Raw genomic sequence first — 26620 nt, forward strand, 5'->3', positions numbered from 1 at the left:
GACTTGTTAATTTTATACTATGGCAAGAGAAATTTTAGAGACTAAGCGCAAAGCCTTAGCAATTAATCTAAACGGGAGGATTTACGGAACATTTGCAGAAATTGGTGCAGGGCAAGAGGTAGCGCGGAATTTTTTTACTGCAGGAGCCGCTTCTGGAACCATAGCAAAATCAATGTCGGCTTATGACATGGCATTCAGCGACTCTATTTATGGTGTAGAGGAGACGAAAAGATATGTTAGCCAATCCCGTCTTGAGAAAATGCTTGATCATGAATATAGATTATTAACAGAGAGACTAGTCGGACCTGAATATGCTAACCGCCATCTTTTCGCTTTCGCCAATACGGTAACTACTCTAAACTTTAGTAAGTCTAATGATCCGCATGGCTGGATAGGTATCCGCTTTCAGGTTGAACCCGGAGGAGAGGCAAATGACATTATTTTTCACGTCCGTTTGTTAGATAGTGATGCAGGGCTTCAACAAACTGTGTTAGGAATTTTGGGAGTAAATTTAGTATATGCTTCCTATTATTATATTCATGACATGCAGACTATGATTGAATCCTTGGTTGATAATTTAACTTCCGGATCAGTTGAAATTGATCTGGTTCGTGTGAAAGGTCCGGCTTTCAAAGATGTTAATGAACGGTTGATTAACCTCTACCTGGTTGCTAAAGATTTTTCTAGTGCTGCAATTTTCGCACCGAATGGGGAGGCTCTTCAAGCCAAGGATTTCCTTTATAGGAAAGACGTTATGATATTAAGAACTAAATACCGTCAAAAATCCAATCCTAATTTTGATTTATTTAATCTCGCAGTCGATGAGTTTAAGCGGAATTGTAATATAAATGATTCTAATCTCGTCGTGATGATTGAAGTTTTAATGTCCAATGCTTTGGAAGATCACCCTGAATTGAGCAATGAAGATTTGAGGTATTTTGCAGAGCGAGCTGAAAGCTTATGCGCAACGGGCAATTATATTATAGTATCTGATTTTTCGAGAAATAACCTACTCGCTAAATTTTTAGCTCAATTTAAGCCGGAAAATGTTGGTATTTCGAGTAATATTTCAAACCTCAAAAATATTTTTAATTCAAAACTGTACGGCGAAAACTATACGGATGAATTATTAGCTTATGTAAGCGGCATGTTCAGTAAAAATGTGAAGCTTTATGCCTATCCTTATCTTAATAAAAAAGAGAATATGATTGTTACTACTCAGAATATGCCTGTATCTGAACAAGCGAGACCCTTATTTGATTTCTTAGTTCAAAATCAATATATTATCGATATTGAAAACTATGATGAACGTTTTGTTAAAACGGTATAGGTTATTTTATATTAGGAAAAATTTCATGATAAGATGGAGCTTTGAAGAAAGCTACATATAAGGCAGCAATCACTATAACGCTCAATACAATGTAACCCCATTTCCGGTTCTTTTTATCTTTTCTTATTATCCAAAAAAGAAGAATAACCATCGGAACGGCAAAAACAATTAGGAAAAAAAGACTTGGTGTATCCATTTTTTATTAAATATAATAGTAAAAGTCGTTATAAATCTTGGTATAAAAAAGCTAATCAAGAGCCCAGCGTGTTAGGGGTGTTATATCTTGTGTAATAAAATCTTTATCTAAATATTTGTAATATCCGGCAATGCTTACCATAGCTGCATTATCAGTACAATATTCAAATTTAGGAATGAATATATTCCATGCATTTTCTGCTCCCAAGTTTTCCAGGCTCGTTCTTAATCCTGAATTGGCAGATACTCCTCCTGCAATTGCAATATTATTAATACCTGTAAGATGTGCTGCTTTTTCCAGCTTATTAAGTAGAATACTTACAATTCTGCTTTGTATAGAGGCACAAATATCTGGTAGATTATTTTGAATGAATAAAGGATTATCCTTTACATTTCTTTGTATAAAATAGAGAATGGATGTTTTTAAACCACTAAAGCTAAAATCTAAGTCTGGTATCTTTGGTTCAGGAAATGAATATTTATTTTTATCTCCTGTTTTTGCATAATGATCTATAAGAGGTCCTCCTGGATAAGGCAGATCTAATATCTTAGCTGTTTTATCAAAGGCTTCTCCTGCAGCATCATCCAGAGTTTGTCCTAATAATTGCATGCTGAAATAATCATTTACTTTTACAATCTGTGTGTGCCCTCCCGATACTGTAAGACATAAAAAAGGAAATGTGGGTTTAGGGTCTTCAATGAAATGGGCCAAAATATGAGCTTGCATATGATTAATCTCGATGAGAGGAATGTCTTTTGCTAGAGCAAACGCTTTTGCAAAAGAAGTTCCGACTAATAAAGATCCCAATAACCCTGGCCCACGTGAAAAAGCTACCGCATCTATGTCATTTTTGTGTATTTTTGCGTTTATAATAGACTGATCCACTGTTGGAATAATATTCTGTTGATGTGCTCGTGATGCAAGTTCTGGCACAACACCTCCATATTTTTCGTGGACAGTCTGATTCGCAATAATATTTGAATGGATTACGCCATCTATACAGATAGATGCTGATGTCTCATCACAGGTTGATTCTATACCAAGTATGGTTGCCAATGCTTTTAATTAGTTTCTTAGAAAATACAAAAATATCAAAAAAGTTGTAAAAATAGCATTCTGGGTATTACTTGGCTTAGTAATATTACTTGTTAGTTTGATACTTTCACTTCAATTAAGATCTGTACAAAACTATGTTACTCAGAAAGCATCTCAATATCTGTCTAAAGAACTTCAAACTACTATTAAGTTAGAGTCTGTTTATTTTAGACCTTTTGATGCTATCCAGATTAAGAATTTTTATGTAGAAGACCAAGAGCAAGACACGCTATTATATTTTGGTGAACTTCAGGCAGACCTGGATTTAAGCTCTATATGGAATTCGAGATTAATGATCAATAACCTTAAAATTAGTGACGGAAAGATCTCGATAAAGAAACAAATTGACTCAACTACTAACTTCACATTTATTCAACGTTATTTTTCACCACAAGAAACAGATCCGAAAAAGCCAGCAGGAAAGTTTGATCTTATTTTATCAAGTGCGACACTGCAAAATATTGAACTCTATTATAAAGATTACTTTTCTAAAGATGTTGATGGAATAAACTTTGGAGATCTTCATGTTTATTCACTTAATGGCAAATTCAATGATATTGATTATGTGAATCATATTATTAAGGCGTCTGTTCAAGAATTGACCTTTAAAGAGAAAAGTGGAGTTTTTGTTAAAAAGCTAAATACTATTGCTACAATTGATTCAAATCGTATGGAGTTTTCTCAATTAGATCTTGAAGTGAACTCTAGTTATATACGAGACTATGTTTTATTAGAATATGTGAATTTCGCTGCTTTCTCAGATTTTATTAAGCAGGTTTCTATTACAGGCAATCTTAGAGATTCAAGAATTACATCTAAGGATATTGCTTTATTTGCTCCGCAGGTAAATGTTACTAATTTCGATGTAATGATTAATGGAGATTTTTCAGGTAAGGTTGACAATCTTCAGGCAAAGAAAGTACAGATTCGCACTGGAAGACAAACATGGTTGCAAGGAGACGTATCTATTAAAGGACTACCAAATATTGATCAGACCTTTTTTGATATGAATCTTTCACAATTAATAACTGATAGAAAAGACCTTGAAACGCTAGTAGCTGATTTAAGCGGAAAGAAATTATTTGCCTTGCCCGTATTATTTGACCGTTTTGGTAAACTTAGTTATCAGGGACAAATAACAGGTTTTTATAATGATTTTATAACGAAAGGTATTTTTAAAACAAACTTAGGAGATATAATTGCTGACGTCAATCTTAAATTAAATGATGAGGGAGAATATAGTGGTGAAGTACTTGTTAATAAGTTTAATCTTGGAGAGTTAGTTCAGAGTGAGCAATTAGGATTTGTGGCATTGAGGGCAACTGCAAAAGGCAGAGGTTTCTCTCTTGAGAATTTGTATGAGGAGATACAATCCAATGTTCAATATATTGATTATAAGGGCTATCGATATCAGAATATATTAATTGATGGAGCCATTGAGAAACAAAACTTTTCTGGAAATATTAATGTAAACGATGAAAATCTAGCTGTAGACTTTAATGGTAATTTAAGTTTAGATAAAAATTTGCCAGAGTTTGGCTTTACAGCGAAGGTTGATAAGATTGATCTTAATAATTTACATTTATCGCAAGATAGTTTAATATTATCAGGCACCATTAATAGCAATTTTGTTGGAGGAAACCTGAATGATGTTATTGGAGAGTTGGTTGTTTCTGATTTAAGAATTGAGAAACCAGAACAAACAGCAATAGTAGAGTCACTCTCATTGCGCGCTGAAGGGAGGGGAGAAGATCGGCTTTTGGCTATTCAATCTAATATCTTAGATGCTACAATAAAAGGTGAGTTTGATCTAAATACTTTTCCTTCCTATTTTAAATCGGTAGCAAAACACTATATACCTTCCTGGGAAACGAAAATAGTAGAAGGAGGAATACAAGAGTTTGATCTGGAGCTGACATTAAAGGACTTTTCTCCATTTGCTTTAGTCTTTGCACCTGACGTCACCATACCAGAGGAGGTTATAGTCAATGGAAAATTCTCTTCTCAGAATGAGCAGGCATCTCTTAATGGCTTCATTCCTTTAATCACTTATAAAGATATAAAAGTTAATAATTTAATTTTTGACCAAACTACTAATGATCAATATTTGAATTTATTTATAACGTCCGACCGCGTTGATATTACAGATAGCTTATATATCAATAACGTTAACTTTGCCAATGTTCTTCGTAATGATAGTCTAAATTTTAATATTAAACTTTCAGACCCAAATGCAACGAACCAGTTGGATTTGAATGGATTGATAGAATTTGATAGTAATACTTCGCCTCGTTTAAGTTTACTTCCATCAGATGTTATTATAAACCATGAGGAATGGAGAATACAAGATCAGGTTCGATTTAATTTTGAAGATGGAAAGACTCTGATAGATGGATTAGAGCTATCGCAGGCAAGTCAAATAGTGAAAATAGATGGCACAATTTCGAATAGTGCGGACGATGTTTTAACTGTTAATTTACAGAATTTTTCTCTAAAGACATTAAATCCCCTTTCTAGAACTGCAGGAATTGAATTAAATGGCTTAATGGAAGGAGATATAGAGATTAGATCTCTTTTAAAGAACCCATTTATTCAAAGTGATATTAGTGCTCAAGGTATCGAATATAATCAAGTCATGATAGGTGATTTGACTTTGAAGGCAGATCTTGATCGAAGTACTCAATTAGTAAATCTAGAAGCTGAAGTCAATAACGACGGAGACCAATCGCTTTTTGTTGAAGGTACCTATAATGCTGTGCAAGAAGATAATTCGCTCGATTTAACAGTGCGCTTAAATGATAGTCAGTTAGTTTTATTTGCCCCATTTCTAAAGAATTTGGTCTCTGATCTGTCGGGAACAGTTACAGCAGAATTATCTGTAAGTGGTACGCCTTTTAACCCAGCAATAAATGGTTCTGCAAATTTTAACGATGCTGGTATGGTAGTTAATTATCTTAAAACCCCTTATATCATAAATGATAAAGTTCAAATAGAGAATAGTAAGATAATTATAAATGATTTAGCCATTAGAGATAGAGCTGGTCATAGGGCAATTGCAAATGGAACTGTTGATATGAGCACACCTCTAAATCCAACTATTCATGTAGAAATTGAAGCTGAAGAATTTATGGTTTTAAACACAACAGCTAAAGATAATCCTTTGTATTACGGTTTAGCTTATGGAACAGGGAGTTTCTCCTTTCAAGGGCCAACTGACAATATGAATATTAGAATTGAGGCACAGACGAACTCAGGTACCGTTATTAATATTCCTTTAAACGCTGCAGGAACAATAACAGATCGTGATTTTATAACATTTGTAGTGAAAGATTCCTCACTTGTTGTCCCTAAAAAGAATTCTTTTCAGGGTTTAACAATGACGATGGATTTAACAGTTGATCCTGAGGCTGAAATAAATATATTTACAGACCTGGGTAAATTATCTGGTAGAGGAGAAGGATTGTTGTCGATGAATATAACAAGTCTGGGTGATTTTGAGATGTTCGGTGATTATGCAATACAAGAAGGAGAATTTGAATTTACTGCTCAGGATTTTATTAATAAAATCTTTGAAATTAGTCAGGGAGGATCAATTCGATGGACAGGTAATCCTACAGAAGCCCTTATAAATTTAACTGCGGTTTATCAAGTAAGAACAAGTGTTCGGCCCCTTTATATTGCTGCAGGTAGAAACGGTACTGACCAACGTGTATTAGCGCAAGCCGAAATGATCTTGAATGGAAATCTATTGCATCCAGATATATCATTTGGCATAGATTTTCCAACTGATTCGTACGTAAAGGATGAATTACAAAGTTATTTGAGTGATGCTAATAATGTTAATCAGCAAGCTTTAAGTCTGATTGTGAGAAGGAGTTTTGCCCCTGGAACAGGTACGGATTTGACGCGCGAGTTAAATACTACTGTATTTAGTGCTGGCACTGAATTAGCATTTAACCAATTGAACAATATTATATCCCAGTCATTGAATCTTAATTTCGTAGACTTCAACATTCGTTCCTTTAATGAAGCCAGTGCTTCTATTAGATTGTTGAATGACAGGTTAGTTTTAACTGGAGGAGTTACGGATAGGCGAGGTCAGTTGAACGACTTTAACGTATTTGGAAAAGATATTGCGAGTGATGTAGAAGCCCTTTACTTACTTAGAAAAAGTGGGAATTTATTGCTCAGAGCTTCGAATCGATTGAATAATAGAAATTTCCTGAATCCAGAAGATGAATACGTAAGTGCCTTCGGATTGGTTTATAGACAGGAGTTTGATACTTTCGGCGAATTCTTTAGAAGGATATTTAATTTCAAAAAAGCTACAAATAAACCTTTAGTAGAATCAACACCTGATTCAACTAAAGTTAATTAAGAAAAGGCGCCAGGTTTAACAGATTCCTCAAGAGCTTTATACCAGTCTTCTCCATATTTTCGAATTAAAGGTGTTTTTAAAAAGCTATAGACAGGCACATTAAGTTCTTTACCAAAAGAACATGCAGCGTGGCATATATGCCAACGATCATAATTCAAAACATCAAATTCAGGGTAAGCCGTAACGCGAATGGGATAAAGGTGACATGAAATAGGCTTTTGCCATTCAATTGCACCAGCTTCATATGCTTTTTCTATAGCGCATTTTGTAATGCCATTTTCCCAATTAACATAAGCACACTCTTTGTTCTTATCAACGCATGGGGTAGTTAAATCACCATCTTCATCAATTACATGGGTGCCTTGTTCTTCAACGGCTTTAATTCCCTTAGCGGTCATATATGGCTTTACCTTATCGTATATCTCTTTTAATATACTTAGCTCGTGTTTTTCTAAGGGAGCACCAGAATCACCTTCAATACAGCATGCTCCTTTACATGCAGATAGATTGCAGACAAATTCTTCTTTGATTAGCTCCTCACTTACTAAAACACCCTCAACCTCGATCATGATTTAATTTTTATTTAGAGGGTATTTCAACCCAGATACGTCTACAAGCTCTAATGTAACTGAACCAATAAGAATTTCTACTTCTGCTTTCACAGGAATGCGATTGCCGTCATCTGTAACCCAAAGATAGAGTTTACTGTCCTTTCTGAATATTCTTCCTGGTTTAATCTCCGGGCTAAATTTAAGGCAATTAAAAGTGCCAATTGATGTTTTAATGCGTTCTTTACCTAGGTAGGTTATTCCCAAAGTGGCTACCTCATCATTTAAGAAATAGGTTAATTTGAATGATTGACCTACCGACATTTTAGAAAGATCAAGATTCCTGGCAAAATAATATGCTGATAGAAGATCAAAGGTTTGATTAGCACCTTTGAAAGTGCCTTTGTTGCCTGTGACTGTATTTTTATTTTGATCAAATCTTACTTTATCATTCCTTCTATATTTCCCTTCTTTAATATTTTCAGTGTAAAAATACGGAAGAAAGGTTTTTTGATCAATATAAGAATCGTATTGATTCACCACATTATAAAAAATGCTAAAAGCACTGGATGTTTTACCTTGCGCTGAAAGATGGATCGTGGGTTGTTGATCAAATTTCAGATCACTTGCTTCCACTTTTAAAGTTCCTTCAGCTGCAGATATAAAACCATACTTTAATTTATATTTTAGAACTTCACCAGGTTTAAATACAGATTCTTTTAGATAGGGAAGATCTTGCGCAAAAGCGCCAAATGATATAAATAGTGCGAATATAAATAATAGGTTCTTCTTCATATTTAAGCTAGTTGCAAAAAATATGCCCATTATAATTTTCGTTTAAAAATGGGAACTGAAGAACAGGCTTCTCCATACATAATACTTTTCGCAACTTTACTTAATTTTCTGGTAAAGGTAATAAAAGCGGATTCAGGAATTTTGATATCTCCACACCCTTTTACCATAATTCTTTCCCCTTCAAATTGACTCATATCAAGATCCGCTAATGATTTTTCGTATAGAAAAGTTTCTAGTACATCTAAATCACCAAAAATAACTTCTCTTGCATAAGGCTCTAATTTATTCGCTAGCAGCATGTATGCCCAAGTAGGAATGATGGCATCTGCAGAGCAAGTGATTGCAACGTTTTTATCTTGATATTGCGACCAGTCAGTACTTTTTATAAATTCTCTAAAATCCTTCTCTCGAAGTATTAAACCATGGAAGAGTTGGTCTTTAATGTCGAGCAATATTCGATCTCCTTTAGGAGACAGTGCAGCCAAATCAAATGTGATCAACCCACTTAGAGCTACTTTATTAACAATTGTATCCTGATTATTCATATCCTTGCCTTTCAAATCCTTCAAAAAAAATCCGGATAAATGATCGATTTATCCGGATACAAAGTTAAGTATTTTTAATCTAATAGAATCGCACTCGATTATCGATGATTTCTGCCCGGTCGTGTAATATTTGTAAAACAGCTCCTGGAACTCGTTGTTTAACTAAGTTCAGGTTTTGTTGTTTTATAGATACAAGATTTAGCGGCTGATTAGGATTTATAAAATCATGTACTGAAACTACATAAACTCCTTGTTGTCCTTCAATACTTTTAGATATAGTGGCGGGTTGCAAGCCGAATACTGTACCTACTACTTTATTCTCTTGTCCAATACCTGCAAGGATTGGATTAGCGAATACCGTATTTTGAACTTCAACAGGACTTTTTCCAAGTTTTTGAGCTACCTGCTCAATAGTAGATGATCCATTTAATGCCTCGTCAGTTTTCTTTATTAATTGCTTTGCTTTAATTTGATTGATTACAGCCGGCTCAATCTCTTGTTTCACTGTTTCAAGAGGAAGAATTCCTTTTTCTCGTATCTGGGTCAAACGGGCAACAATATATTTATTTTCTAACTCGTAAACTTTATCAGTCACGTCTCCAACTTTAGACTGGTATATCCATCTGATTAATTCACGAGGATTCATTAGATCTTGGATGGAACTTTGCATAGGAGCGATTTGAGCTCCGACCTGTGTTTCATAACCTTCTGCCTTAGCAAGTTCTCTGAAATTATCCTTAGATACCTTACCAAAGAAGTTTGATGCTTTATTATAAGCAGCATTTAAAGTCTCCTTGCTGCTCTGGATACTCTTGTCTATAATAGCAGCTTTTACAACTCTTGACGAACCAATTTGATTGTCTATTTTTATAATGTGTACACCAAATTGCGTAGTAAGAACAATCAGATCTCCTGTTCTGCCATTAAAAACAGCATTTTCAAAGGCAGGAATCATAGCTCCACGAGCAAATGTACCCAACTTTCCTCCATCATTCTTCGAGCCGTCTGTGCTGAATTCTGCCGCCAATGTAGCAAAGTTGGCACCATTTTGTATCAATGTTTTTATAGAGTCAGCCTTCGCTTTAGCTTGTTCATTGCCACCTTCTGCTGCCGGATTTAATAAGATATGGCTGGCAGATACAGAGTCCGGACTCATACGGCTATCTATTACCTTGGCAAGTTCATAGCTTCCATTAGAAAAGAAAGGACCTACTACAGATCCTGTAGAACTGTTAAACAAAGCTGAATCAAGCTTAGGCGATAAATCTCCCTTTTTGTAATATGCTATCGGATATTGAGTATCAGAATTGATTGAGGCAAATAATGAATCATTATCTGTCGTAGCTAATTCTGCTGCCAGTTCAATAGCTTTGTCATGTACAGCTAATGTATCACTAGCATTTGGTTCAGCATTAAATACTACATATTCAATACTGCGAGTTTCAACAGGGTTGAAAAAAGCAGCTTTATGATTGTTGTAATATGTTTTGTAGTCTTCTTCAGTTAGTTTAATGTCAGCATTGTTTATAGATGAATAATCTAATAAAACATAGCTGAAGTTAGCAATCTTATTACGTTGAATAAAATCCTCATTAGCCTCTAATGAAGTTACATAAACACTGTTCTGAATTAGTTGATTGTATTTTTGTTGTAAACGTTCTTGTTTAATGTTTCTCAAAAAGCCTTCCCACTGTTGTTTTTGAGTACTGGTAGGAGGTTCGTTCCTTATATTGGTTAGGAATATACTTAATTGATTGCGATCAAATTCTCCAGTTTGAGGATTTGTAAATGATTGGATGATCTGAGGTGAAGGATTTTGACCAGACACCATATCATTTAATTCACTTGAGGCAACATTTAATCCAATGCGATCTATTTCTTCTTGTAAGATAGTTTGTGTTAAATGCTGATTCCATACATTCTCAACAACATAAGCATTCATTTGGTCATTTACCGTTCCACCCATTTGCTGACGCATATTGTTCAAACCAGCTTCTACCTCAGCGTTGAATGTTGCATAATCAAGTTTTTCACCATTGATTACTCCAACCTCATTCTGATTGGCATTCATGGTTCCCAATAACTGTGGAATAATTTCGCCTAATAAAAATGCGACAAGTGCGATACCGATTGTCCATACTACTAATAATCCCAGACGATTCCGCAAAAAAGTCATTATTCCCATAATAATCTATTATATTATTTTCGTTAAATTACATTGTTATTTTCATTTGTTCTTTACAAATGAGGGCGCAAGATACAATTAAATGTAAAAATTAAAAAAGATAAAATTAAAAAGATAACGATGAAATGTCTGTCTTTTAAACTACTATCTAAAATCTTTTCGGACCACTGAATTCGAAGTTCCCAGTTTGCGAGGTAATTTCAAAATATGAGAAGTCTTCTTTTGCCCAAAATGAGGTTCCATATGAGACTTGATTGTTTATAATAATGGTTACAGGTAAATTTGAATAAAAGCGTTTTTCATTCTCATCCCATATTAATTCTTCTGATTTTAAAGTCATTCCATCGGCGCGGGTTGCAACTACATTCTTTCGTAATTCTGTAATGCCGGTATTAACACGTTGAATAGCATAATCTGATTTTACACGCTGAGTCTCCGAGCGGGTAGAATCGTACATAATTAGTAAACCACCTTGCGGAAATTCATAATAAGGATTTTCAGTATTGAAGTGAAGCATCTTAGGAGTAGTTAGCTGTGCTTTCACAACTGCAGAATCGCTGTATAGTACTTTAACTCCATACGACACATCGACAGGGTCTTCAATTTTCTGACTAGAAACACGCTCAACTTCTTTTAAATCATTTTCACAGGCAGAGAATGAAAGTACGAGAATGAAAACTGCAACCTTTTTGATGATGCTAAATATATGTACTTTATATAGTAGATTAGCATTCATAAGTTTTACTAATCGTATTGATAGCGTTGAAACCAACGATCATTTAAGGTAAAGCCTAAACGAAAGGTTACATATTTCTCTTTAACCAAACTATTCTCTAAGGATCCGCGTTGACCTAATTCAGCAGAGAAGTTAATTTTATAAAAAGTAGTTTGTCGATTAGAAGCAAGTGGTATACCTAATCCAACCGTTACAGCCATATCGTTGATATTTTGATCATTGATCTTTAGGTTCGTTTTATCATAACGAAATCCAAAACGATAATCGACTAGATTAAGATATTTATTGGAGGTATAATCAGGAGTAATATTACCTCCAATGGCAATTCCGTAGCTGTCTTCTAAAGAAGAAGGTAGATCTCCTTCTTTGAAATCAGACCACTGTCCATAATGAAAGTCTGCACCCACTAACCATTTATTTCGCTTACTTAAACTAAAGCCTAATTTATGTTCCATTGGCATAATAACATCCTTTGGAGAATTTTGAATTAAGGAAATAGTATCTAAGGCAATATTTTCTTCTGTAGCCGTAGCATTTCCAAATGTGCGGATAGCCACCTCTGTTTCTTTAGACCTGATCGATTTTCCTGCATTTCCGGCGTAGCCAATAACAAGGCCATAATCATCACCAATATTTGTAAAGTATTGAATGCCATAGTCGAACGCAAACCCATTAATTACTCTGCTGTTTTCTATTTTAGAGTTTAAGGCTCCAGTATTTACAGGGAACTGTACTTCTTGATTATTATCAAGTTTGCCAAAAAGATATCCTGCATTTGCTCCAATACTAAATTTCTTTCCAAGTTGAATGCCGTATCCGAAATATGCTTTGGATAAGCCACCTTCACCAGAGTAAACGTTATTAACCTCAATATTATTGATTGTTGATGGACTAGAATAGCGATATCCTAAATCTGAATAAGGTAAAAGTCCGAAACTAAGTGCCGATTTTGCACTTACAGGCACTGCAAAACTTAAATAGCCAAGTGAAAAATCGGAATTGTTTTGTTTAATGTTATCGCGCTCTAGTGTAGATAGATTACCATATACACCAATATCAATCGTCATTAATCGGATACCTGAATAAGATGCAGGATTACTTGAATTAATATTAAAATAAGAACCTAACCCACGTATACCTGTTGAAATTCCGCCCAATGCCCGTAATTGAGGAAGGTGCTCTCCACGTAATTCACCGAGTCCATATTGCGAATAAGGTGAACTAGTATTTGATTGCGCTAAAGCCCCTGAGACAGTAAATAGTAAAGTAAGACATGTTAATATACGGATAGGTAATTTTGATTTAATCATGTATTTTTTATCGTAAATCATTCAGGCGGTATTTCTGAAGAAAATTAGTAAACTGTGGATAAAATAGATTCAAAAAGGATTAAACCATCATCATTTGCTAAGAGGCTATTTGAAGCTCGTTCTGGGTGAGGCATTAAGCCAAAAACATTCCTATTTTTATTGGAAACACCAGCAATGTTGTTTATTGAACCATTTAGGTTGCTTTCAGCAGTAATATTTCCATTATAATCACAATAACGGAATAAAACCTGGTCATTATCATCCAGCTTTTTTAATGTATCTGCATCTGCAAAATAATTCCCCTCGCCATGAGCAATTGGAATCTTTAGTGCCTTGTTTAAATCTATTTGTGATGTAACTAATGAATCATTTGTTTCTGCTTTGATATAAGTATTAGCACAAATAAACTTTTGATTCTTATTCTGTAACAGGGCTCCTGGAAGTAAGCCGGCTTCTGTTAATATTTGGAAGCCATTGCATATTCCTAATACATTTCCTCCTTTATTCGCGAAAGAAATAATTTCTTGCATAATTGGTGAAAACTTAGCAATAGCTCCAGAACGAAGATAATCACCAAAAGAGAATCCTCCTGGCAAAACAATAAAGTCTGCTCCTTGCAAATCTTTATCTTTATGCCATAGACGAACTACATCCTGGCCCATAATATGTTGTAATGTATATATTATATCTTCATCACAATTTGATCCAGGGAAAACTACAACTCCAAATTTCATTTTTGATAGACTTAATTAGGGCCTTTTGAGCCAATTATTTTATACATGCAATTCTAAAAAGCAGAAATTAACTGTATTATCATGCAAATCTATTCAAATTTTAAATGCTTTGCATGGTATTTTTGTTAAAAAAGGTTAAAGATTTTACTAAAACCATTGGAAATACAGAATAGCTAAAATTAACAATGCAAATGATCCTTCGTATAACCAACGTATTCTTGCATGTGTAAAGTAGTAAGCCATATAAATGGTTAAGGGAGGAATACATAGGAGAAAATGATATTCCTCGAAGTTAGAGTTTAGGTAAAATGAAAGTAATCCAAGAATCAGCATGAAAAAAAGTAGTTGGAATGACTTTCGGATATGAATCACACTTTTAAAGAAGTTTTGCCGAATAGAAATAACGAATAGTATAAGTATTAAAGCCGGGGCAATCAGTACCAGGTAATCATAAATATCAATATTCAATGATGTCGGAAATGGATGCGTTAAAGGCAGCCAGATACTTCTGAAAAGAAAAAGCTTATCCAACCATAAATAAATGACAAATAAAATAAAATACACAGTTAAAAAGCCAAGGACACCTGCTGTCCATTCTCGCCAATTAAAAGGTCGAAGCAAAATGAGGTTAATCCATAATAATAGAAACATGGCAATAAATGGAAAATAAAACAATGTTCCTACGGCAACGATTAGCCCTAAGTCGTACATAACCGACTTAATCTCAGCACGACGATAAATAAACAAGAACTTATCTATCATCCATATTAGAAAAAAATTGCAAATTAAAGTGGATGATAAAGTAAGAAATGGGGTTAGCATACTGGCTAGGGTAATGTATAGCAGAGCTGTTAAATAGTTAGGTTTACCAAGCAGGTTATATTTATTTACGACGAAATTCAGTAAGAGCCCTTGAATGATGGTTAGAGCCACAGTAATTAGAACACTTATCGTAGGTGTTATCATTTCTTCAAAAAGATTTCCCGTGAGGTTAGAAATAGCGGGCTCAAAAAATATCGGTCTTAAATCTTCTGGAAAATTAATAAATGCTCCGATACATAATAGCGAAGCTAAGGGGATCAAATAGAGGAAATTAAACGGGTTGAAACTTCTAAATATATTGATCATACTTAATGTATAGGGTTTCTTAAAGCAAAATTACTTAATTATTTAGGCTATTCCTTTATTCTATTGCCTTTAACTCATTGATTTAGGCTATTTCATTGTTCATCGTTTTCGTTAATACTTATATATGAGCATATTAATGGAAAATAAACAATTTAAACTATTAAATTTTATGCAATCGATTGTGTTTGCTTTCACCTTGTTTTTTGAAATTATAAATCTTATAATCGTTAATCATTCGTAAGAAATGATTATATTTTGATCACCATTTTTAATAGAAACCTTGATATAAACGCTATGAAATTAAAAAAGACTTTAAAAACTTTCATGGCTCTTTTGCTGATATTAGGAGGATCTACTTACAGTTTTGCACAACAGGTAGAGACTTTTTCAATTATCCCCAAACCAGCCTCCATACAAGCTAAAAGCCCTGTATTTAAATTAAATAATCAAACACAGATTATTGCAAAAAGTGAAGATACACGTAAAATGGTATCCTTGTTTAATGATTTGATATGGGATCGCTATAAGATACGTCTTGCCGTAAGCTCATTAGACGCTGCAAAGAATGTTATTATATTAGAAGAAACAACACCTACTAATCAAGAAGAATATACGCTTGACGTTAACAAAGATCAGGTTGTAATTAAAGGGGGAAATGCGGGGTTATTTTATGGGTTGCAGTCTCTATTGCAACTTATTGAAAATGTAGATGGACAGTTAACAGTTCCTGGTGTTCTTATTAATGATAAACCAGAATTTGGTTATCGGGGAGTAATGATTGATGTTGCAAGACATTTTTTCACCCTTGATCAAATGAAGAAAATAGTGGATCAAATGGCATATTTTAAGTTTAATCGTCTTCATTGGCATTTAACAGATGACCAAGGTTGGAGATTAGAAATTAAAAAATATCCTAAACTTACTGAGGTTTCAGCTTGGAGAGATTCGACCATTATTGGAAGGTATTCAGACTTTAAGCCATTTATATACGATGGAGAAAAGCACGGAGGATATTATACACAAGAAGAAGCTCGTGAGTTTGTAAAATATGCTGCCGATAGGAAAATTACAGTTATTCCAGAGATAGAAGTACCGGGTCATAATACAGCAGTTTTAACAGCCTATCCTGAACTTGGCAATGGAACAGGCCCTTACCATGTTTTAGGCTATTGGGGAGTTATGCCTACTATTTTGGGTCCCAATGAAGCAACATTTAAATTTATAGAAGATGTATTAACAGAAGTAATGGATATTTTTCCAAGTGAACTCATTCATATAGGAGGAGATGAAGCACCAAAGGATGAATGGAAAGCATCGTCGGTAGCGCAAAGTTTTATTAAGAAAAACAAAATAAAGGATGAACATGAATTGCAGAGTTGGTTTACCAATCGTGTTGGAGAATTTCTAAACAAACATGGTAGACGACTTATCGGTTGGGATGAAATCTTAGAAGGAGGCGGACTTGCAGAGAATGCCATTGTAATGAGCTGGCGCGGAGAAAAGGGTGGTATAGCTGCTGCGCAAGCAGGTCACGATGTTATTATGACTCCTAATAGTTATCTATATATAGATTACCTTCAATCTAAAGATGCAGCCTCAGAGCCTTTGTCCATTGGCGGATTCGTACCTTTAGATAAAGTATATGGTTATAATCCAAGGCCTGGTGCATTAACTCAGGATGAACAGAAACATATACTTGGCGTACAGGCAAATCTGTGGACAGAATATATTGCAACTGATAATAAATTGGAATACATGTTATTCCCCCGTATGCTTGCCCTTTCAGAAGTAGCCTGGACAGGTACTGCAAGGCAAAATTATGATGAGTTTACAACTCAGCGTTTACCAGAAAGATTACAAGAACTGGAGCGTCAGCATATCAACTATCGTATTCCGGAAGCAAAAGTTGAGGTCGGAATAAATAATATATCAGGTCGGAAAACAGTTACAATTACTCCATTTGTGGCTAATAGTACAGTGTATTATACGATAGATGGACATAAAGCAGATAATAATGGAACGCTTTATAAGGGTACTTTTGAGATGCCATTTGTGGGAAAAGGACAAGGACCTTTGAAGCTGAACTATATTATTGAAACTCCTGGAGGTAGAGCCAGCTCAATGTTTACTGATTCATTAGGAGTAGAATAACTTCAATGAAATAGATAAATAGAAAATGTTATGAAGAAATCAATCATTTTAATAGTCTTCTTACTATCAACTGCATCCCTTTTTGCACAATCAACAGATCGTGCAGAAAATTTAATTGTAATTACGATAGATGGTGCTAGATGGAATGAAGTGTTTGGAGGAGCAGATTCTATAATCCTTTTTAATGATAAGTTTAAGAAGACAGAAGCAGCTCGTCTTACTAGAAAATTTTGGGCCGAAACTGCCGTTGAACGCCGTCAAAAGCTTATGCCCTTTTTATGGAGTACAATAGAGAAGCAAGGACGTATATATGGTAATAGAAATTACGGAAACAATGTTTCTGTAAAAAACTTAACTAATATCTCTAAGCCAGGATACAGTGAAATCTTTACCGGCACAGTCGATACAGCTATTAAATCGAATGATCTTACTGAAAATCAATACTAACGTATTTGAGTTTATTAACAAACAACCCGAGTTTGAAGGTAAGGTAGCTTCTTTTGCATCTTGGGATAGAGCCTCAGCATATTTGAATGCAAAAAGAAGTGGCTTTATGATTAATGGGGGACATACAGATATAGCAGGGCCAAATCTATCGCCACTACAAGAAACGTTAAATAATTTACAACAACTATCTCACAGGGGTGAGAGTTCCAGGCCTGATTATATAACCTATTTGCATGCCAAAGAATACTTAAGGATTAATCAGCCAAGAGTATTAAGTATTGGTTTTGCATGGACGGATGATATGGCACATGATGGCAGCTATCCTCTTTATTTAGAAAAGATATTTACTTTCGATACAATGATTGCAGATTTGTGGAGTTATATACAATCATTGCCACAATATAGAGATAATACAGCATTGCTTATTACGGTTGATCATGGAAGAGGCTACAATGAACAATGGGTCTCGCATGGAGCTACGATACCACATTCTAATGAAATATGGTTTGCTATCATGGGACCAGGAATTCATCCTCAAGGAGAAATGAAAGTTAATGCAAATTTATTTCAAAATCAATTTGCACAAACAATGGCGTATCTGTTAGGGTTACAATATCAATCATCTAAACCTATCGGAGATAGGATTGAGAACCTGGATGAATAAAAAATATTAATTAACTCAATTATTACATTTATTTTACAAAGATAATTTGCATACAGTGTATAAAGTACACTATATTTGTCCTTTCATAATTTAGGTTTATAATTGGTTAGTAAAGGTCTTCAGTCTCCCCGACTGAAGGCCTTTCTTTTTATAGATATATTTCTTAGGGCTTATAATATTTGTATTTTTAGATCATGAAAAAAATCATCTATTTATTCAGCAGCCTGTATTTTCTTATTATTTCAAGCGGAATGGCACAAAGTCCAAAAGACTCGACCGCTATTGCGCAGATAAAGTGGAATAAACACAAAATCGAGAAAGGAATTGTGTGGAAACAAGCTCATTTTGATGACCTATACCAAGCCCACCAAGAGGTTAACATATTAGAAATAGACCTAAATAAGAAAAAAATAGATATAGATTTTGCAGGTTTAGCGACTGGTCTGGAACTTACTTCTGAGTTTGTCAAAAACAATGATGCTATTGGAGGTATTAATGGAGGTTTTTTTGATGTTAAAGATGGTGGATCCGTTACCTTCTTGAAAATTGATAACAAGATAGTTAATACAACCACTATGAATACAGGAGAGGAGAGAAGTGATAGAACAAATGGTGCGATTATTATAAATGGTAATTCTGGTAAAGAAAATATAGATATTTTAGGAACCGAATTGACTAATATGAATTGGGAGGATAGTATTGATGCGCCAGATATCATGGTCTGTGGTCCGCTTCTAATTATGGACGAGGCCTATGTTATATTGGCAAAGAATGCGTTCAATGATAATCGCCATCCTCGTTCTGCTGTTGCTTTAAATGGAAATAAACTGATATTGATGACAGTTGATGGTAGAAGTAATCAATCTTATGGAATGAGTCTTCCTGAACTTGCCTACTTTTTAAAACAAATAGGAGCAGAAAAGGCTTTGAATTTAGATGGCGGAGGTTCTACAACTTTAGTACTTAATACACCCATTAAATCAGGAGTATTGAATTATCCATCAGATAATAAGCAGTTTGATCATGAAGGAGAGCGGCCTGTTGCTAGCGTTATTTTAATAAAAAAGAAGTAGACGAAATTTCCTTTCCTCCTTTTTCTTTAAAGGCCTCTAATTTAATTTTGAATTCATCAGGATCAATAGCTTTTGTTGCATCTATAACAATTTCTGCCTCAAATCCTAAATCTAAAGCATCCATTGCTGTATAGAAAACGCAGAAATCCGCGGCTAATCCACAGATAGATACTTTGTTTATCCCTTTCTCAGTCAGGAAACCAGCTAGTCCAGTTGAGTTTAGTCTCTCATTATCAAAAAATCCGCTGTAGCTATCAATTTCCGTGTTCATTCCTTTCCGTATAATTAAGCTAGTTTTTTGTGTTTCCAACTGCTTTGAAATCGCAGCACCTCTTGAGCCCTGCACACAATGAACTGGCCAAAGTACTTGGTCTGCTCCATGTAGTTTAATAATATCGTAAGGTTTTTTATCCTTATGAGATGAAGCAAAGCTTTTATGATTTGCTGGATGCCAATCTTGCGTAATCACAATTAAATCAAAATGTTCCTGTATCTTATTAATGATAGGAATTATTTTATTACCATCCTGAACTGCCAGAGACCCGCCAGGTAAAAAATCATATTGAATATCAATGATTATAAGGGCATTGTTTTTTATATTCGATGTACCTTCAAAATAAAGTTTTTCCTCAAAGTGGAATTCATCCCTTAAACGTTCCACTAATTTAGAGGGAAGTATATTGCTCATACATCAATATACGAATTCTTTGAATTCATTTTATCTTTTTTTATGCATCATATTTGTATTTTAAATATGAAATGAAATATTAACCAACGGCATCAAAAGAAAATGCTCTTTCATTAATCAAAAGATCATGAAAGAGCATCGATAGTTATTATAATAAGATGTAATTAAGGCAATATAGCAGCCTTTCGGATATTATTACCTACTCTTTGTGTCAAATCATCACCTAAATCCACGCGTGCATCTTCAGCTAAACCGATAAGTTTTTGTACTATTTCCGGATATAATTGTTGAACATCGTATGCTTCACCAGGGTCATGGGCTAAATCATATAAAGCTAATGGAACATTTACTCGTGAAATTACACCAGGGTGTCCAGCTTTACCATGTAAAGCAGTATACGAACCAGAAGGATGCGGTAGGACCAATTTCCAGTTTTTATAACGGACCCCTTCTAAATTGTTTTTACCAAAGTAATAGTAGAAAACTTCTCTCGGACCTTTATTCGTTTCATGGAGCCATAATGGTAAGAAATTTAAGCCATCAATCTTATTTTTTGGTAAGGATGAGCCTGTTGCTTTTGCTAAAGTAGGGAGTAAGTCCATATTAGTCATTAAGCTACTGTTTACGGTTCCTCCCTCAATTTTATCCGGCCATCGAATTAAAAATGGCACACGCGTTCCTCCTTCCCATGAAGTTGATTTGCCTTCTTTAAAACCACCGGATGAACCAGCATTATCCCCAAAATTCAGCCAAGGACCATTATCACTAATGACAATCAAGATTGTATTATCAGCGATTTTTTCTTCATCTAAAGTTGATAGTACTTCGCCAATAGACCAATCTAATTCCATGATTACATCACCAAAGACACCCATTTCACTTTTCCCTGAAAATTTATCGGATGCGACTAGAGGTACATGAGGCATTGGATGGGCCAGGTAAAGAAAGAAAGGATTGTTTTTGTTTTCTTTTATGAAGGAAACGGCTTTTTCAGTAAATGTACGTGTTAAAAGTGAAGCTTGCTGTAGTGTAAGTATTGAGTCGACTTTTTTGTTTCCTTCAATAACAGGTAAGGCAGGCCATTTACCACGCATATTATTTGGATCTGTGATGCGATTTCCATCATAATCAATAGGCCAGATATCATGCGAATAGGGAATACCGTAAAAACTATCGAACCCATAGCTTAGAGGAAAATAAGGGGCTTCATTACCAAGATGCCATTTTCCTAACATTCCGGTTATATAGCCTGATGCTTTCAGTAGAGATGCTATAGTTTCTTCTTCTGGATTCAAGGCTGTTTTGCTACCAGGTAATAAGGCACCAGACATTCCTACCCTATTTGGATAACTACCAGTTAATAGCGAAGCTCTAGATGCTGTGCAAACTGCCTGAGCAGCATTATAGTGAGTAAATCGAGTTCCTTCTTTTGCCATCCTGTTAAAATTAGGGGTGGGTATTCCAGTCATCCCATAAGGCTCTATATCACCATAGCCCATATCATCCATCATGATGATAATAACATTTGGTTTTTGAGGTACTTGGGCAGTTACATGTATTGTTAGCAAGCAAATACCTACTAATAATATATACCATTTTTTCATCAGCTTTTTATTTAGTATGTATGACTAATTTACCAATTTGGATTTTGAACTAAGTTCGTATTCAGGATTTTTTCATTCCGAGGAATAGGCCATAGATAATCCCTGTTCTTGTCGAATTTCTTTATATAAGAAGGTACTTCAATTGTTTTTAACTGTCCATTATCCAGATATGTAATACCATAAACTGAACCAGGAATTGCAGTTTCCGCAGTTTTCCAGCGACGAATATCAAACATTCTAAATCCTTCAAAGGCAAGTTCTATTGTTCTTTCCTTTCTAACCGCTTCCCTCAATTGTTCTCGGTTAAGGGTATTAGAAAGAGGAGGTAAATTTACATCGCCTCGTTGCCGTACTTGATTTATGGCGTTTAATGCAGTTTGATCATTAATCTGATTTAATTCAATCTTCGCCTCTGCAAAAGTTAATAACACTTCAGCATAACGAATAAGGATGCTGTTTATACCATTATTAGCCGGGTTTGCCAAGTCTTCATTATTAATATATTTTTTAATAGTATATCCTGTTGAAGTTGCATTAAAAGTACTTCCTATAGCATCGGGGGTTCCGCTTTTTGGTAATGGATTGAAGATTTTACCGTCTGGTAATACATCTCCAGGTACAAACATAGAATAGCGCATCCTAGGATCCCGGTCTATATATGGGTTGAATTTATCAAAACCACTATTTATATCAGTTATTGGAAGACCGTTCGCCATCGGATATAGGTCAGCTATTGATTTGGTAGGTACGTAAGTATTGGTAGAAGTTGCTTGACTATAAGGGGCCATTGTGCTGAAGACATTGTTCGATAATACATCTTTCAAGTATTGTCTATCTAAAATTATCTCTTCATTTCCTTCAGCAGCATAGCTAAATAATTTCTCATATCGAGGGTATAAATGGTAAAGATTAAGATCGAATACTTTTTGAGCTGCATCAATAGCATTTTGATAGCGACCAGCGTATAGATTTGCTCTCGCATTAAGAGCCCATGCGGCACCCTTAGATATTCTTCCCTTTTCAATGGTTGATGGTAATAATTCCACTGCTTCTTTCAATTCCTTATCAATAAAGTCCCAAATCTCATTTATTGGTGCATTAACTAATTGCTTGCCTTCTTGAATGCTTATTGTTTTTGTAACTAAAGGAACATCTCCAAAAGAAGCTGCTAATTTTATATACTGATAGGCTCGCAATGCTTTTGCTTCACCTCTATATTGATTTAATGCCACTTTATTTGTTTCCGTTTCTGGAACTCTATTAATATTATCTAAGACAAAGTTAGCTGCTGCTATACCTTTATATGCTGCTGACCATTGAGATGCAATAACTGAACTTGAGGCATCGTATACGTTTTGTTCTACTTGAGAACTAACTGCAAAAAACTGATTTACATGAGCAATATCTGTTAGCCCATCCAACAAGAATAATTGCGATTGTGCATCTAGATTTGGATATATTGCATTGACTGCTAACTCTGCATCTTCTTCTGTTTTCCAAAAGAACTCACCAGATAAACGATCATTAGGAACTGTATTTAGAAAATCCTTTTTACAACTTGTTACTACACTGGCAATAGTCAGTGATAGGGTTGTTATGATAAAAAAAGCACGTGCTTTCATAGTATTTGTTATTAATATAATTAGAACTGAACATTTAAACCAAACGTCCACAATGAAGTTTGTGGGTAATAAGTAGCTCTTCCTGATGGGGTTTCAGGATCTAGGCCCCATTCGTTTAGTTTTGAAATGGTAAACAAATTCGTTGCTGATGTATATACGCTTATTTTTGTCATGTTAAGCTTCTCAATTAAAGATTGAGGTAACGTGTAACTTAACTGAACGTTTTTAAGTCGTATATATGAACCATCAATAACCATTCTATCAGAAGTATTGGAGTTTGTGATATCTCTCTTTACTGGGCGTGGAAAACGTGCATCTGGATGCTCTGGAGTCCAGTAATTGTTTTTTGTTACTAAGGCTGGAGTGAAACCCTCATTATTTCCCATTTCCGCTAAAGCTCCGGCAAGGCGTGTGTCCACTTTTGCAGCACCTTGTAAAAAGGCAGACAGTTCAAAATTCCCATAACCAATGTTCCCAGAAAATCCAAATGTGTATTTCGGAAATGAACTACCAATCATTGTCATATCATCAGAATTGATAATACCATCGTCATTGAGATCTACGAATTTTACATCACCTGGTTTCCGATTAGTTGTAATGGTAGGGTAGTTATTAATCTCTTCAATGGTTTGAAATAAACCATCAGTTAAATAGCCCCAATGAGCATTGATGGGTAATCCTTCTTTAATGATATATTGAGGATTAATATCGTCGCCTGAAATATATGGTCCAGTGTCTGCTAAGCTAATTACTCTGTTATTATTTATAGCAACATTACCATTGAGACTATATTTAATGTTGTGAGAATTATTTCTATAGCCTAATGCAACCTCTAAACCGGTGTTATCTACTACTCCTGCATTTTGTGGAGGAGCTGATAGTCCAATGGTTTGAGGAATTGGAAGGTTAATTAAAATACCATCCGTCCTTTTTTTGTAGTAATCTAATGTAATGCTTAAGTTTCTAAACAACTGGGCATCTAATCCAATGTTGGTTTGGGTTGTTGTTTCCCAAGTTATATCTGGATTAGAAAGTGTTGTCGGACTATATCCTATTACAGAAGATGATCCAAATGCATACGATGATGTAGATAGAGCTTGAAGATAGCTATACAATCCTACTGCTTGATTACCTGTTCTTCCCCACGAACCTCTTAGTTTTAATTCATTGATTACGTCTATATTGCTAAAAAGCTCTTCTTGTGATAGTCGCCATCCTGCTGAAAAAGAAGGAAAAAAACTATATTGATTGCTGCCAGTAAATCGTGATGAACCATCATATCGTCCATTAGCCTCAAACAAATATTTGTCATTTAAAGAATAATTTACTCGTGCAAAATATGAGGCTAAATTCCACTCAGCATCACCCCCATTATTGCTTTTAGTGCCATCATTTGCACCTTGTCCAATAGATTGAATGTCATTATTATAAAACCTTTCACGATAAGCACTAAGGGTATTTGTAACGTTTGAGATTATTGAGTTACCTATTAAAGCAGAAATATTATGTTTTTCAAAAGTCTTATCGTAGGTAAGCAAATTGTTTATGGTATATTCTGTTGTATTGTTCCTCGTTTCAGTTAATGAATTATTTAAAATGGATCGGGTTACATTATAACGTTTATCGGTGACTGTAAATTCATTACCAAAAGATTTTTCTCTGAATAAATCAATACGAGCAGCTAACTGAGTTGTGAATTTTAAACCATCTATAATTGCCCAATCTCCTTTTATATTACCAATAATGTTTTCCATATATCGATGAGAAACACCGCCTAGTTCAGCATATACTAAGGGACTTTGTCCTTGGGTACTAAGGCCATAACTTCCATCTGCATATTTAGGAACAGCAAACAAAGTTCCATGAAACATACGATCATAAACATTGTTCTCTAAAGTTGGTGCTTTTGAATCGTTACGACGATAATTTAAGTCAGCAACAACATTAATCTTTTTGGATACTACATAGTCAGTATTTACTCTTATCTCCCCTAAGTTGGCACCATAGCCAGAAATAAGTGCATCTTGTTTCATATATCTAGCACTCATACGTGCTTTAAAATTTTCGCTTCCTCCACTTATAGATAAAGTGCTATTCAATTGAGGTGCTGTTTGGAATAATTCGTCAAACCAAACATTGGCTAATGGGTATTGTTCGCGGTCATTACTAGTCATCCATGTTTTAATAGATTCGTCAGTATACATTGAAGGAATAGCCAATCCTGCATTCTGATAAGCTACTTGTTGCAAATGCATATAAGATTCAGTATCCATTTTAGGATGGTTAATTGTATTTTGTAATGCATAGTAACTATTGAATGTTACTAAAGCTTTACCTGCTTTAGCACGCTTAGTAGTAATTAAGATTACACCATTGGCAGCTCTCGATCCATAAATCGCTGTTGAAGCTGCATCTTTTAAAATAGAAACTGTTGCAATATCATCTGGGTTTATATCAGAAAGGGATTGTTCGATACCGTCTACAATAACAAGTGCATCATTTTTAGCTGGGTTATTAGCATCTGGTAAGGTTGTTATTCCACGTACACGAATAGTAGAAGTAGAGCGACCTGGCATACCTCCCAAATCTAATACTGTCAAACCCGGTGCTTGTCCTTGTAATGCCTGTCCTAGATTAGAAACCGGTCTTTCTGTAAGCACTTCTCCCTGTATTTGACTTACTGAGTTGGTTACACTTACTTTCTTTTGTGTACCATATCCTACTACGACTACTTCTTCTAGATTTTGAGTATCTTCTAATAGAATAACGTTAACTGATGATCGATTGTTGACTGCAACTTCCTGAGCTACAAAACCAATATAAGTAAATACAAGTGTGCTACTACCTGGTGCATTTAAACTATATTGACCATTAATGTCAGTCGAAGATCCAGTTAATGCACCTTTCACTTTTACGCTTACGCCCGGCAATGATTCACCCTTATTGTCTGTTACTGTACCTGTTATTTGAGCTTGTTTAGACAGAGTTTGTAGAAAGAGATTTGATGCTCTTGTGTTTCCTGTCTGCGAATTTATATTAACAACGGTAATGGTATTATTAATCGGTCTAAAAACGAGACCTAAGTCTGTTTCTAGAGTATTAAGGATTTCTTTAACTGTTAAATCTTCATTTAAAGAAATAGCTTTATTTACATCCACATTATTGGAGTCGTAAATAAAATTGTAGGCCGTTTTTGATTCTATAGCATCAAAAACATGCTTAACGGTAGTATTTGATACATTTGTGTGAATTCGGACATTCATTTGAGCACTAGCCTCATATGCGAATATAAGATTGGCACTTATGAGTTGAATAGCAAAAACTATCAAACTTAGCCTTGATGTAAACATAAGGATGCTTAGTAAACTTTTTTTCATAATTTTGTTTAGTT

The 26620-nt window shown here is 34.8% G+C and carries 20 protein-coding genes; 6 read left to right on the forward strand and 14 right to left on the reverse strand.

Translation table 11 applies throughout. The annotated features are described in order from the left end of the window. Nucleotides 1-19 precede the first annotated feature (19 nt). On the forward strand, nucleotides 20-1330 hold the full coding sequence (locus C8N28_RS09135; protein ID WP_132224088.1) for a nicotinamide mononucleotide adenylyltransferase: 1311 nt from the start codon (nucleotides 20-22) through the stop codon (nucleotides 1328-1330). Between the two features lies 1 nt (nucleotide 1331). On the opposite strand, the gene C8N28_RS09140 is transcribed toward C8N28_RS09135, so the two are convergent. Next, the gene (locus C8N28_RS09140) at nucleotides 1332-1526 is read right to left on the reverse strand and encodes a hypothetical protein (protein ID WP_132224090.1); all 195 of its coding nucleotides are present in this window, start codon (nucleotides 1524-1526) and stop codon (nucleotides 1332-1334) included. Between the two features lie 51 nt (nucleotides 1527-1577). Next, nucleotides 1578-2582 carry a tRNA (adenosine(37)-N6)-threonylcarbamoyltransferase complex transferase subunit TsaD gene (gene tsaD, locus C8N28_RS09145; protein WP_132224092.1) on the reverse strand — a complete coding sequence of 335 codons (1005 nt, stop codon included), beginning with the start codon at nucleotides 2580-2582 and terminating at the stop codon, nucleotides 1578-1580. Between the two features lie 82 nt (nucleotides 2583-2664). On the opposite strand from tsaD, the gene C8N28_RS09150 reads away from it, so the two are divergent. Next, the gene (locus C8N28_RS09150) at nucleotides 2665-6999 is read left to right on the forward strand and encodes a translocation/assembly module TamB domain-containing protein (RefSeq protein ID WP_449369352.1); all 4335 of its coding nucleotides are present in this window, start codon (nucleotides 2665-2667) and stop codon (nucleotides 6997-6999) included. Here the strand turns inward: C8N28_RS09150 and C8N28_RS09155 are convergent. From C8N28_RS09155 to C8N28_RS09190, 8 genes are all read right to left on the reverse strand, one after another. Further along, nucleotides 6996-7568, reverse strand: coding sequence for a DUF3109 family protein (locus C8N28_RS09155; protein WP_132224096.1), 573 nt, complete (start codon nucleotides 7566-7568; stop codon nucleotides 6996-6998). The genes C8N28_RS09150 and C8N28_RS09155 overlap by 4 nt on opposite strands. Before the next feature lie 3 nt (nucleotides 7569-7571). After that, complete coding sequence (locus C8N28_RS09160) at nucleotides 7572-8342, reverse strand: DUF3108 domain-containing protein (protein ID WP_132224098.1); 771 nt, start codon at nucleotides 8340-8342, stop codon at nucleotides 7572-7574. Between the two features lie 29 nt (nucleotides 8343-8371). Beyond that, the gene (locus tag C8N28_RS09165) at nucleotides 8372-8887 is read right to left on the reverse strand and encodes a DUF2480 family protein (RefSeq protein ID WP_132224100.1); all 516 of its coding nucleotides are present in this window, start codon (nucleotides 8885-8887) and stop codon (nucleotides 8372-8374) included. Nucleotides 8888-8966: 79 nt separating this feature from the next. Continuing rightward, on the reverse strand, nucleotides 8967-11072 hold the full coding sequence (locus C8N28_RS09170; RefSeq protein WP_132224102.1) for a peptidylprolyl isomerase: 2106 nt from the start codon (nucleotides 11070-11072) through the stop codon (nucleotides 8967-8969). Between the two features lie 148 nt (nucleotides 11073-11220). Then, on the reverse strand, nucleotides 11221-11808 hold the full coding sequence (lptC, locus tag C8N28_RS09175; protein ID WP_132224104.1) for an LPS export ABC transporter periplasmic protein LptC: 588 nt from the start codon (nucleotides 11806-11808) through the stop codon (nucleotides 11221-11223). 8 nt (nucleotides 11809-11816) lie between these two features. After that, on the reverse strand, nucleotides 11817-13118 hold the full coding sequence (locus C8N28_RS09180) for a PorV/PorQ family protein (RefSeq protein ID WP_132224106.1): 1302 nt from the start codon (nucleotides 13116-13118) through the stop codon (nucleotides 11817-11819). Nucleotides 13119-13162: 44 nt separating this feature from the next. Next, nucleotides 13163-13852, reverse strand: coding sequence for a phosphoribosylformylglycinamidine synthase subunit PurQ (gene purQ, locus C8N28_RS09185; protein WP_132224108.1), 690 nt, complete (start codon nucleotides 13850-13852; stop codon nucleotides 13163-13165). Nucleotides 13853-13999: 147 nt separating this feature from the next. Continuing rightward, complete coding sequence (locus C8N28_RS09190; protein WP_132224110.1) at nucleotides 14000-14980, reverse strand: DUF6427 family protein; 981 nt, start codon at nucleotides 14978-14980, stop codon at nucleotides 14000-14002. A 294-nt stretch (nucleotides 14981-15274) separates the two neighbouring features. On the opposite strand from C8N28_RS09190, the gene C8N28_RS09195 reads away from it, so the two are divergent. The 4 genes from C8N28_RS09195 (at nucleotide 15275) to C8N28_RS09210 (ending at nucleotide 19315) form a co-directional block, all read left to right on the forward strand. Further along, nucleotides 15275-17131, forward strand: a complete 1857-nt coding sequence (locus C8N28_RS09195; RefSeq protein WP_132224112.1) for a beta-N-acetylhexosaminidase — start codon at nucleotides 15275-15277, stop codon at nucleotides 17129-17131. A gap of 30 nt (nucleotides 17132-17161) precedes the next feature. After that, on the forward strand, nucleotides 17162-17578 hold the full coding sequence (locus C8N28_RS09200; RefSeq protein ID WP_132224114.1) for a hypothetical protein: 417 nt from the start codon (nucleotides 17162-17164) through the stop codon (nucleotides 17576-17578). Further along, a complete protein-coding gene (locus tag C8N28_RS09205) occupies nucleotides 17553-18242 on the forward strand; it encodes an alkaline phosphatase family protein (RefSeq protein ID WP_132224116.1) in 690 nt (229 codons plus the stop codon). The genes C8N28_RS09200 and C8N28_RS09205 overlap by 26 nt, the downstream gene beginning before the upstream one ends. 194 nt (nucleotides 18243-18436) lie before the next feature. Continuing rightward, on the forward strand, nucleotides 18437-19315 hold the full coding sequence (locus C8N28_RS09210; protein ID WP_132224118.1) for a phosphodiester glycosidase family protein: 879 nt from the start codon (nucleotides 18437-18439) through the stop codon (nucleotides 19313-19315). Here C8N28_RS09210 and pncA read toward each other — a convergent pair. The 4 genes from pncA to C8N28_RS09230 all read right to left on the reverse strand — a co-directional run bounded on the left by pncA (nucleotide 19293) and on the right by C8N28_RS09230 (nucleotide 26606). Next, entirely contained in the window at nucleotides 19293-20003 is a 711-nt protein-coding gene (pncA, locus tag C8N28_RS09215; RefSeq protein ID WP_132224120.1) for a bifunctional nicotinamidase/pyrazinamidase, read from the reverse strand. The genes C8N28_RS09210 and pncA overlap by 23 nt on opposite strands. 164 nt (nucleotides 20004-20167) lie before the next feature. Beyond that, nucleotides 20168-21607, reverse strand: a complete 1440-nt coding sequence (locus C8N28_RS09220) for a sulfatase family protein (protein WP_132224122.1) — start codon at nucleotides 21605-21607, stop codon at nucleotides 20168-20170. 29 nt (nucleotides 21608-21636) lie between these two features. Next, complete coding sequence (locus C8N28_RS09225) at nucleotides 21637-23229, reverse strand: RagB/SusD family nutrient uptake outer membrane protein (RefSeq protein WP_132224124.1); 1593 nt, start codon at nucleotides 23227-23229, stop codon at nucleotides 21637-21639. 20 nt (nucleotides 23230-23249) lie between these two features. Then, nucleotides 23250-26606, reverse strand: a complete 3357-nt coding sequence (locus C8N28_RS09230) for a TonB-dependent receptor (RefSeq protein ID WP_132224126.1) — start codon at nucleotides 26604-26606, stop codon at nucleotides 23250-23252. Between the last annotated feature and the right edge of the window lie 14 nt (nucleotides 26607-26620).

Origin of the sequence: Albibacterium bauzanense (assembly GCF_004339765.1) — a bacterium.
Lineage (GTDB): Bacteria > Bacteroidota > Bacteroidia > Sphingobacteriales > Sphingobacteriaceae > Albibacterium > Albibacterium bauzanense.

Coding starts and splice junctions, on each gene's coding strand:
- C8N28_RS09135 (WP_132224088.1), top strand. CDS start 20: ATGGCAAGAGAAATTTTAGAGACTAAGCGCAAAGCCTTAGCAATTAAT.
- C8N28_RS09140 (WP_132224090.1), bottom strand. CDS start 1,526: ATGGATACACCAAGTCTTTTTTTCCTAATTGTTTTTGCCGTTCCGATG.
- C8N28_RS09155 (WP_132224096.1), bottom strand. CDS start 7,568: ATGATCGAGGTTGAGGGTGTTTTAGTAAGTGAGGAGCTAATCAAAGAA.
- C8N28_RS09160 (WP_132224098.1), bottom strand. CDS start 8,342: ATGAAGAAGAACCTATTATTTATATTCGCACTATTTATATCATTTGGC.
- C8N28_RS09165 (WP_132224100.1), bottom strand. CDS start 8,887: ATGAATAATCAGGATACAATTGTTAATAAAGTAGCTCTAAGTGGGTTG.
- C8N28_RS09170 (WP_132224102.1), bottom strand. CDS start 11,072: ATGGGAATAATGACTTTTTTGCGGAATCGTCTGGGATTATTAGTAGTA.
- lptC (WP_132224104.1), bottom strand. CDS start 11,808: ATGAATGCTAATCTACTATATAAAGTACATATATTTAGCATCATCAAA.
- C8N28_RS09180 (WP_132224106.1), bottom strand. CDS start 13,118: ATGATTAAATCAAAATTACCTATCCGTATATTAACATGTCTTACTTTA.
- purQ (WP_132224108.1), bottom strand. CDS start 13,852: ATGAAATTTGGAGTTGTAGTTTTCCCTGGATCAAATTGTGATGAAGAT.
- C8N28_RS09190 (WP_132224110.1), bottom strand. CDS start 14,980: ATGATCAATATATTTAGAAGTTTCAACCCGTTTAATTTCCTCTATTTG.
- C8N28_RS09195 (WP_132224112.1), top strand. CDS start 15,275: ATGAAATTAAAAAAGACTTTAAAAACTTTCATGGCTCTTTTGCTGATA.
- C8N28_RS09200 (WP_132224114.1), top strand. CDS start 17,162: ATGAAGAAATCAATCATTTTAATAGTCTTCTTACTATCAACTGCATCC.
- C8N28_RS09205 (WP_132224116.1), top strand. CDS start 17,553: ATGATCTTACTGAAAATCAATACTAACGTATTTGAGTTTATTAACAAA.
- C8N28_RS09210 (WP_132224118.1), top strand. CDS start 18,437: ATGAAAAAAATCATCTATTTATTCAGCAGCCTGTATTTTCTTATTATT.
- pncA (WP_132224120.1), bottom strand. CDS start 20,003: ATGAGCAATATACTTCCCTCTAAATTAGTGGAACGTTTAAGGGATGAA.
- C8N28_RS09220 (WP_132224122.1), bottom strand. CDS start 21,607: ATGAAAAAATGGTATATATTATTAGTAGGTATTTGCTTGCTAACAATA.
- C8N28_RS09225 (WP_132224124.1), bottom strand. CDS start 23,229: ATGAAAGCACGTGCTTTTTTTATCATAACAACCCTATCACTGACTATT.
- C8N28_RS09230 (WP_132224126.1), bottom strand. CDS start 26,606: ATGAAAAAAAGTTTACTAAGCATCCTTATGTTTACATCAAGGCTAAGT.